A 9,890-nucleotide genomic window follows, 5' to 3' on the forward strand; every position below is an offset into this window, starting at 1 on the left:
GCAAGCAGTCACCCCACGCCACGCACGGGACTGCGTACGCAGCCATCACTCTCGACAGGGCAGATAAAAAACATGGGCAAGGGCATTACGATCAACGCGCGGATTGGCGTCGCAATGGCATTTCTGGCGGTACTCCTCGCGGCGACGAGCGCGCTGGGAATGATAGGCATGAGCCGCTCGAACCATGCGCTGGAAGACACCTTCAACGGCAACATGCCGGCGGCGGTCGCGATCGACAAGATGGAGATGTACGCGGCCCGTGAACGCCTCGCGCTCGACCGCGCCGCATTCCTGCTTGGCACGCCGGAGGTCGCCGCGACGCTCGAGCGCGCCCGCACGATGCGTTCGTCGGCGCATGACGGATGGAAACGCTATCTCGACATTCCGCACGATGCCAACGAGGACCGCCTCGCGCAGGTCGTGTCGGCCAGGCGCGACGCGCTGTATCAGGCGATGGACGCATTTGTCGCGATCGTCACCGCGAACGACCGGGACAAACTGGTCGACGGCGCCAAACGCCTGCAAGCGACTTACAACGAGATGGCCAATGCGGCGGCCGAACTGCGCAAATTCCAGTTCGAATCGTCGAAACAGGATTACGACGCGTCCGAGTCGACCTTCAATACGTTTCGCATCGTCGGTATCGTGACGCTAGCCACCGGCCTGATCGCGGCCTTCCTTGCCTGGCTGACGCTGCGCCGTGCAATCGCGCGGCCCCTCGCCGACGCGCTTGGCCACTTCGACGCAATCGCCGCAGGCGATCTGCGGCGCCCGGTGGTCGCGCATTCGCGCGACGAAATGGGCCAGATCATCGATGGCATCGCGAAGATGCAGCGCAGCCTCGTCGCGACCGTGCAATCGGTGCGCAGCGGCAGCGACTCGATCGCGACCGCCACCCGCGAAATCGCCGCCGGCAATATCGACTTGTCGTCGCGAACCGAGGAGCAGGCGTCCGCACTGCAGCAAACCGCCGCGAGCATGGAAGAACTCACCGGCACGGTGAAACAGAACGCCGAGAATGCACGCCAGGCGAGCGCGCTGGCCGCGAATGCGTCGGACATCGCGAACAAGGGCAGCTCGGTAGTCGGACAGGTGGTCGGCACGATGGGCGAGATCAATCAGAGTTCGGCGAAGATCGCCGACATCATCACGATCATCGAAGGCATCGCATTCCAGACCAATATCCTCGCGCTGAACGCGGCGGTCGAGGCGGCGCGCGCAGGCGAGGAGGGCCGTGGCTTTGCGGTGGTCGCCGGTGAAGTGCGCAGTCTCGCGCAGCGCTCGTCGGCGGCGGCGAAGGAGATCAAGGAATTGATCGACACCTCTGTCGAACGTGTGCAGTCGGGCTCGGCGCTAGTCGACGAAGCGGGCCGTACGATGACCGAAATCATCGGTGCGGTGCAGCGCGTCACCGACATCATGGGTGAGATCGCCGCGGCGTCGTCGGAGCAGAGCGGCGGCATCGACCAGGTCGCGCGCGCGGTCGCGCAAATGGACGAAGCGACCCAGCAGAATGCCGCGCTCGTCGAGCAGGCAGCGGCTGCCGCGCAATCGCTCGAAGACCAGGCGCAGAAACTGCGCACCGCGGTGGCCGTGTTCGACGTCGAAGATGCCGCAATCGCTGCGGATCCATCGCCCGGCAGGACGAGCGCTGCGGTCGCGTCGTTGCGCCGGCCCGCGGCGCCGGCCGTCGCGCAGCGCGCGCCGCAGCAGAGTTTGCAGAAAGCGGCATACGAGGGCGGGCATAAGCGCGCGCAAAGCGGCGTGCAATCTGCAGTGCATCACGAAAGCCGCGGCGCGCCGCCGTCGTCCGCTGCACCCGTTCCTGCGCCAGCGGGGCTGTCGGCCAGCGCCACCGACCAGGATTGGGAAACATTCTGAACCCAGCGCCGGTCGCCATTCTGGCCGGCTGATCACCCGCGGCGGCGCGGCCGCCGCTCGGATTCGCCCAGATTGCCGGCGCGCCACGCTTCTGCAAGGCCGCCGGCATCGCTGGCGATTCGCTGCTGCAATCCTTTTCGCATTCTCTACACTCGAATTGACCCGCCGTATCTTTGTTCCGGTACATTGGCGGGCAGGCTGTCGAGTGTCGCTGTCCGATATGTGGACGAGGCGTCCGCTATCGCGGCGCTTTTATGTCTGAAAGCGTACGGAATGCTGCAAATCAGCGTCGAAAAATGGCTGAAATCCCGCCTGAACCGGTGGCGTTTCATCTTTGCACGATTTCGGCGCATACCGACCTCCGCCAGCCCCGAGCGCACGTTGTTTTTGCCGTTGTTTTTGCATCCGTATCCGTTCAACGCGCCGTTCAACACGACAGCCAGAAAGGAACGACATGACGCAACCCGACCTCGCGCAGCGCCTGATCTCGGCACGCCGCCAGCACCGTGCAATCGAATCGCTACCGTCCGGCTGCCTGCCGCCCGACGCGGCGACCGCGTATGCGATCCAGCAGGCGGTGATCGCGGGCCTTGGCTGCGTGACCGGTGCGTGGAAAATCGGTGCCCGTTCGCCGGGCGGCGACGCGTCGGGCGCGCCGATTCCGGCGCCGCTGACGTTCGCGTCGCCGGCGCGCGTCGAGCGACAGTCGTTTTTTCGTGTGCTGATCGAACTTGAAATTGCGTTCCGTTTTGCCGAACCGGTTGCGCCGCGCGCGCAGTCCTACGCGCGCGACGAAGTGCTGACGCTGGTCGGCACCGTGCTGCCGACGCTTGAAATCGTCGATAGCCGCTTCGCCGAATGGCCGAATATCACGCCGCTCGCGCAACTCGCCGACGCGCAGAACAATGGCGCGCTCGTGACCGGTCGTCCGGTCAGCTACGCGAGCCTTGCGCGCAGTTTCGACTTCGTGTCGCCAGAACTGGAACTGGCGTTCAACGGTGCATCGCTCGTGCCCGAAGCGCCGGGCAATCCGGCGGGCGATCCGCGTGAGCTGCTCGTCTGGTTCGTCAATCATTGCGCGGCGATGGGCATCACCATCGAACCCACGTGGACGATTACAACCGGTTCCTATGTCGGCGCGCATTCGATCGCCGAACCGGGCATGGTGCGCGGTCATATCGACGGCCTCGGCGAAGTCGAAGTCGAACTTGTCTGAACGGCTGGCCCATCAGGGGCGCCCCATTAGGGATGGCTGATTACGGCTGGCCGATTCCGGGCTCACCTGAACCGTTGCCGCACACGCGTGCGTCGTGCAGGTGCGCGATGTCACGCGCGATCGCGTGCGCCGCGCATCGCTTGCCGAATGCGGCCATCGCACCGGGTCGTCGCACATCCCACATCCGCTACGCGCAGGTACGCTCATTGATAGCAATGAGCCGCGCATACCGTGTATCTACTGATTCAGATGCGGCTCCGACGAACCGTCATACAGCCAGGGACGCGAGAAAAACGGACGTCGCCAGCGGTTGCCTCGCGGGTGGCTTACTGGCGGGTGCGCAAAGACGCGCACCGCTGAACGCTGTCGCGAACTTCACGCGCCGACCCTGCGGACGACGCGGTTTTCCGCACCTGTCGCGCACAGTGTGTTGCGCATGTTTCAGATGCAATGTTGTCAGTCGATGTTGAACGAAATCAGGTATGCGGGGACGAATAGCCGGGTACGCACAAACGTGTAACAGCGCGTTGCAATGTCGTCGTTTGCCGCGTGGCGCACGTTAAGGTAAATAGCGGCTCGAACGCGAGTGGATGGGAGCGCCAGGCCGCATTGCGAGACGGATCGCACGCTTACGGTGCGGCGCAATGTGGGGCACCACACCGCATGTCGCCGATGACTTTGCGAAGGTGCCGGAAAAGACGACACGGCGCAGGTGTATCAGACCGTTGCAGAAGCAGCGAACGTAGCGGCGCTGAAACGGACTGAAACGGATGATGGAAGCACTTGCTGCGCGCGATCGCGCACGCAATCGCAGTTTGAGGTACGTTCGATGCAACGCTGCGATCAGTCGAGCGGTTGCATGAGTGAATGCGCAGCCGGGTGCACAGGTTGCGAGTGGTTGAAAAGGCAAGGAAGGCGTCGCCGCATTGATTCGCGCTTTGATCGTCGCGAGCGGCCGGAGATTGTAGGTGACCGAAACGGCGTCTTCAAGTGAAGCTTGCCCGCATTCGCTGTGAGGCGATTTCTTAACGTAGTTCGTGAAAAAAAATTTAAAAGGGTTTAGGATGAATTCGAACGATGACGCTTCCTGATGGCGCGCCGCGCACGGCATCGTTCCAGACTTCGGCGAGGAGGTAGCATGGATATCTACAGCAGTTTCGCGACCCGCTTCGAGAAAACGAGAGAGGAGGAATTTTCGCTCGAAGAGTACCTCGCGCTCTGCAAAGACAATCCCGCCGCGTACGCCACTGCTGGCGAGCGCATGTTGACGGCAATCGGAGAGCCTGAACAGATCGATACGCGTAACGACCCGCGCATGTCGCGGATCTTCGCGAACAAGGTCATCAAGGTTTACCCCGCGTTCCGTGAGTTCTACGGAATGGAAGATGTGATCGAGCAGGTCGTTGCGTACTTCAGGCACGCCGCTCAGGGGCTCGAAGAAAAGAAACAGATTCTCTATCTGTTGGGGCCGGTGGGCGGTGGCAAGTCTTCAATTGCAGAGCGCCTCAAGCAACTGATGGAACGCGTGCCGTTCTATTCGATCAAGGGTTCACCCGTCAATGAATCGCCACTGGGTCTGTTCGACTACGACGAAGACGGTCCGATACTCGAAGAGCAATACGGCATTCCGCGCCGTTACCTGAAGAGCATCCTGAGTCCGTGGGCGGTCAAGCGCCTGCATGAGTACAACGGCGATATCCGCAAGTTCCGCGTGGTGCGCCGCTATCCGTCCATTCTGCGGCAGATCGGTATTGCGAAGACCGAGCCTGGCGATGAAAACAACCAGGACATTTCATCGCTGGTCGGCAAGGTCGATATCCGCAAGCTCGAGCAATATGCGCAGGACGATGCCGACGCATACAGCTATTCGGGCGGCCTGTGTCTCGCGAATCAGGGCTTGCTCGAGTTCGTCGAAATGTTCAAGGCGCCAATCAAGGTGCTGCACCCGCTGCTTACCGCAACCCAGGAAGGCAACTTCAAGGGCACGGAAGGGTTCGGCGCGATTCCCTTCGACGGCGTGATTCTCGCGCACTCGAACGAGTCCGAGTGGAAGGCATTCCGTAACAATCGCAACAACGAGGCGCTGCTCGACCGGATCTTCGTCGTGAAGGTGCCGTACTGCCTGCGCTACTCGGAAGAAATGAAAATTTATGAGAAGTTGCTGCGCAACTCGTCGCTCGCGAATGCGGTGTGTGCGCCCGGCACGCTGAAAATGATGGCGCAGATGTCGGTGCTCACGCGTTTGCAGGAGCCCGAGAACTCGAGCCTCTTCTCGAAGATGCAGGTGTATGACGGCGAGAATCTGAAGGACACGGACCCGAAAGCGAAGTCATACCAGGAATATCGTGACTTCGCAGGTGTTGATGAGGGGATGACGGGCGTCTCGACGCGGTTCGCGTTCAAGATCTTGTCACGTGTGTTCAACTTCGATACGACGGAAGTCGCGGCGAATCCGGTGCATCTGATGTATGTGCTCGAACAGCAGATCGAGCGTGAGCAGTTCCCGCCGGAAACCGAACAGAAGTATCTGTCGTTCATCAAGGATGTGCTCGCGTCACGCTATGCGGAATTTATCGGCAAGGAGATTCAGACCGCGTATCTGGAGTCGTATTCCGAGTATGGTCAAAACATCTTTGACCGCTATGTCACCTATGCGGACTTCTGGATACAAGACCAGGAATTCCGCGATCATGACACCGGCGAGAGCTTCGACCGTGCCGCGTTGAACGCGGAACTGGAGAAGATCGAGAAGCCCGCGGGCATCAGCAATCCGAAGGACTTCCGCAACGAGATCGTCAACTTTGTGCTGCGCGCACGTGCGGCGAACGGCGGCAAGAATCCCGCGTGGATCAGCTATGAAAAGCTGCGCGTCGTGATTGAAAAGAAGATGTTCTCGAACACGGAAGAACTTTTGCCGGTCATTTCGTTCAATGCGAAAGGGTCGGCGGAGGAGCAGCGCAAGCACGAGGACTTCGTCAACCGGATGGTCACGAAAGGCTACACGCCGAAGCAGGTACGGCTCTTGTGTGACTGGTACCTGCGCGTGCGCAAGTCGTCATGACACGCGACACGCACAGCCCGCGCGGCGCGGGTTTATCGAACCGCGCCGCGCGGGCCCCTTGCAAGTCGCAAGCGGCATCGACCTGAGGTTGCATGCACAACTTGCGTCTTGCGTGTTCGACATCGAAGCGGGAGACCGGGTGTGCTTCATCAAATCATCGACCGCAGGCTGGCAGGCAAGAACAAGAGCATTGCAAATCGCGAACGCTTCTTGCGTCGCGTAAAGAGTTACATTCGGCGCGCCGTGTCCGATGCGGTGCGCGACCGCAGCATCAAAGACATTCAAAGCACGCAGAGCATCACGATTCCGCGCAAGGACATCGCTGAACCGTCGTTCCGGCATGGCCCGGGCGGCCGGCGCGAACTGGTCCATCCCGGCAACTCCGACTATATCCGCGGCGACAAGATTGCGCGCCCGCAGGGCGGTGGCGGCGGCGGGGGCGGCGGCAACGCGAGCAACGAAGGCGAAGGGCAGGACGACTTCGTGTTCGAGCTGTCGCGTGAAGAGTTCATGCAGTACTTTTTCGACGACCTCGAACTGCCGCGCCTGGTCAAAACCCATCTGCTCGCGGTGCCCACATGGAAGAGCATTCGCGCGGGATGGGCTGCGGAAGGCACGCCGAACAACATCGACGTCGTGCGCTCGCTGCGCAGCGCGCTGGGCCGGCGCATCGCGCTCGGTGCGCCGCTCGTCAATGAACTGCACGAGCTCGAGCAGCAGCTCGAAGAGATGAAGGCCGACCCGGCCGATCGACGCGACGAAATCAAGCTGCTCGAAGAACAGATTCACCATCTGCGCGGCCGCATCTGGCGCATACCTTTTATCGATCCGTTCGATCTGCGCTACGTGAACCGCGTGAAGCAGCCGCAGCCGTCGAGCCAGGCGGTGATGTTTTGTCTAATGGATGTGTCGGGCTCGATGGACGAGCAACGCAAGGACCTCGCGAAGCGCTTTTTCATTCTGCTGTATCTGTTTCTGAAGCGGAACTACGAGCGCATCGAGGTCGTCTTCATCCGCCATCACACGCGTGCGGAGGAAGTCGATGAAGACACGTTCTTTCATTCGACCGAAAGCGGCGGCACGGTCGTATCGAGCGCGCTCGAGTTGATGCAGAAAATCCTCGACGAGCGCTATTCCCCCACTGAATGGAATATTTACGGCGCGCAAGCGTCGGACGGTGACAATTGGACCGACGATTCGCCAAAGTGCCGCAAGATCCTTGCAGATGACATCCTCGAGAAGGTGCGGTATTTTGCCTATATTCAGGTGACGCCCGAAGAGCAGAATCTGTGGCTCGAATATGCGCAACTTGCGCAAACGGTCCCTCATCTGGCGATGAAGAAGGTCGAAACAGCCGCGGATATTTATCCGGTGTTCCGTGAACTGTTCGAGAAACATGTGGAAGTATGACGACGCGACATTTGCATAACGAAGCGCGCGGCTATGAGCCGCAGCGAAAGAAAGGCGTGCAGACGGGCAGCAACGCGGAGCATGCCGATACCGGCGTACACAAGGTCTACGAGCCCGATGCTGGAAAGGGCGGACCACGCGAAGCCGCTCACGCACAGGGACAAACCGGGGCGCCCACCGATGGGCAAAGGGAAGTCCGTATGAACGTTGCCGACAGACGGCCGTTGCCGTGCCCGTCCGACTGGACCTTCGAGCTGATCGAAGAATACGACACACACATCTCGCATGTTGCGGAGCAATATGAACTCGATGTGTATCCGATCCAGCTCGAGCTGATCAGCTCAGAGCAGATGATGGATGCTTACGCATCGGTCGGCATGCCGGTCAACTACCGTCACTGGTCGTTCGGCAAGCACTTCCTGTCGACCGAGAAGAGCTACCGGCGCGGGCAGATGGGTCTCGCGTACGAGATCGTGATCAACTCGAACCCGTGTATCGCGTATCTGATGGAAGAGAACACGATGACGATGCAAGCGCTCGTCATCGCGCACGCGGCGTACGGTCACAACTCGTTCTTCAAGGGCAACTACCTGTTCCGCTTGTGGACCGATGCGCACGCGATTATCGACTACCTCGTCTATGCGAAGAACTACATCGCCGATTGCGAGGAGCGCTATGGGCTCGATCGGGTCGAAGAATTACTCGACTCGTGCCACGCGCTGATGAATTACGGTGTGGACCGCTACAAGCGCCCGCAGAAACTGTCGCTGCATAAAGAGCTCGAAGCGCGCCGCGAGCGCGAAGCGTATCTGCAGTCGCAAGTGAACGAATTGTGGCGCACGCTGCCGAGCAGGCATGTGGCGCTGCCCGAGGAAGTGGAAGAGCGCTATCCGCCGGAACCGCAGGAAAACCTGCTGTATTTCGCGGAGAAGAACGCGCCGCTGCTCGAGCCGTGGGAACGCGAAGTGATCCGCATCGTGCGCAAGATCGGCCAGTACTTCTACCCGCAGCGGCAAACGCAGGTGATGAACGAAGGCTGGGCGACGTTCTGGCATTACACGCTGCTCAACACGCTGTACAACGAGGGCAAGCTCGAAGACGGCTTCATGATGGAGTTCCTGCACTCGCACAGCAACGTCGTCTATCAGCCGCCAGTGACGAAACCGTACTACAGCGGTATCAACCCGTATGCGCTCGGCTTTTCGATGATGAGCGACATCCGCCGCATCTGCGAGAACCCGACCGAGGAAGATCGCCGCTGGTTCCCGGAGCTGGCGGGCAGTCCGTGGCTGCCGGCCTTGCATTACGCGATGCGCAACTTCAAGGACGAGAGTTTCATTGCGCAATATCTGTCGCCGCATCTGATCCGCGAAATGCGCCTGTTCTCGGTGCTGGACGACGATATGCGCGACGCGCTCGAAGTTTCCGCGATTCACGACGACAGCGGCTATCAATACGTGCGTCAGGCGCTGTCGCGACAGTACGACATGCATCATCGCGAGCCGAACATTCAGGTGTGGTCGGTGAACACGCGCGGCGACCGCAGTCTGACGCTGCGGCATTTCATGAGCGACAACCGGCACCTGTCGAACGACAGCGACGAAGTGTTGAAGCACATGGCGCGGCTGTGGCAATTCGACGTGTTTCTCGAGAGCGTCGATGAGAACGGGACGGTGCGCAAACGCTATGAATGCCGTTACACCGCGCCAACAATCAGAATTTGATCGCCTTACCGAACATTACGGCGGTTAAGGCGAAGATTGATCGAGGCCAGTCCGATTCGGGCTGGCTTTTTTATTTGCCCCAGAGATGTCGCGCGTGGATCCGCACGCGTTTGCGCGGAATGCCATTCGCTTCGATGGCACCGCGAAACTGTCCCCGATTTGGCCGGTTTTGGGCCGTTTCTCATTCCAATAGCGTGATTTCGCCACTTCGTGAGCCGATATCCGCTAACATACGGACCCTGCGCAATCTTTCATTTATATGAACGATGTGCGGGGGCAATAGAGAAACTGAAAGCGGCGAAACGACCGCTCAATCCATTCCAATCAGGACAGACAAAGCCATGGTCGACCAGACTGTATTCACTTCATCGGCTCAGGACACGCGCAGGCGTATCTTCGCGATCGTCGGCGCCTCATCGGGCAATCTCGTCGAGTGGTTCGATTTTTACGTCTACTCGTTCTGCGCGCTGTATTTCGCACCGGCCTTTTTCCCCAAGGGCGACACCACCACACAGCTGCTCAACACCGCCGGCGTGTTTGCCGCGGGCTTCCTGATGCGCCCGATCGGCGGCTGGTTCTTCGGCCGTCTGGCCGACAA

General features: G+C 60.4%; 5 protein-coding genes and 1 pseudogene. All 6 read left to right on the forward strand.

The window, feature by feature from the left end:
• Positions 1–72: 72 nt before the first annotated feature.
• Entirely contained in the window at positions 73–1,881 is a 1,809-nt protein-coding gene (locus BX592_RS30470; protein WP_134197013.1) for a methyl-accepting chemotaxis protein, read from the forward strand.
• Positions 1,882–2,335: 454 nt separating this feature from the next.
• Positions 2,336–3,097, forward strand: coding sequence for a 2-keto-4-pentenoate hydratase (locus BX592_RS30475; RefSeq protein ID WP_134197014.1), 762 nt, complete (start codon positions 2,336–2,338; stop codon positions 3,095–3,097).
• 1,138 nt (positions 3,098–4,235) lie between these two features.
• Positions 4,236–6,158: a PrkA family serine protein kinase gene (locus tag BX592_RS30485; protein ID WP_075157018.1), complete on the forward strand. Its 1,923-nt coding sequence runs from the start codon at positions 4,236–4,238 to the stop codon at positions 6,156–6,158.
• A gap of 141 nt (positions 6,159–6,299) precedes the next feature.
• Positions 6,300–7,568, forward strand: coding sequence for a YeaH/YhbH family protein (locus tag BX592_RS30490; RefSeq protein WP_134197016.1), 1,269 nt, complete (start codon positions 6,300–6,302; stop codon positions 7,566–7,568).
• Positions 7,565–9,292: a SpoVR family protein gene (locus tag BX592_RS30495; protein ID WP_134197017.1), complete on the forward strand. Its 1,728-nt coding sequence runs from the start codon at positions 7,565–7,567 to the stop codon at positions 9,290–9,292. Before BX592_RS30490 ends, BX592_RS30495 begins: the two co-directional genes overlap by 4 nt.
• A gap of 341 nt (positions 9,293–9,633) precedes the next feature.
• Positions 9,634–9,890: pseudogene (locus BX592_RS30500) on the forward strand (alpha-ketoglutarate permease); the annotation flags it as partial.

The organism is Paraburkholderia rhizosphaerae (genome assembly GCF_004366595.1).
GTDB classification, from domain to species: domain Bacteria; phylum Pseudomonadota; class Gammaproteobacteria; order Burkholderiales; family Burkholderiaceae; genus Paraburkholderia; species Paraburkholderia rhizosphaerae.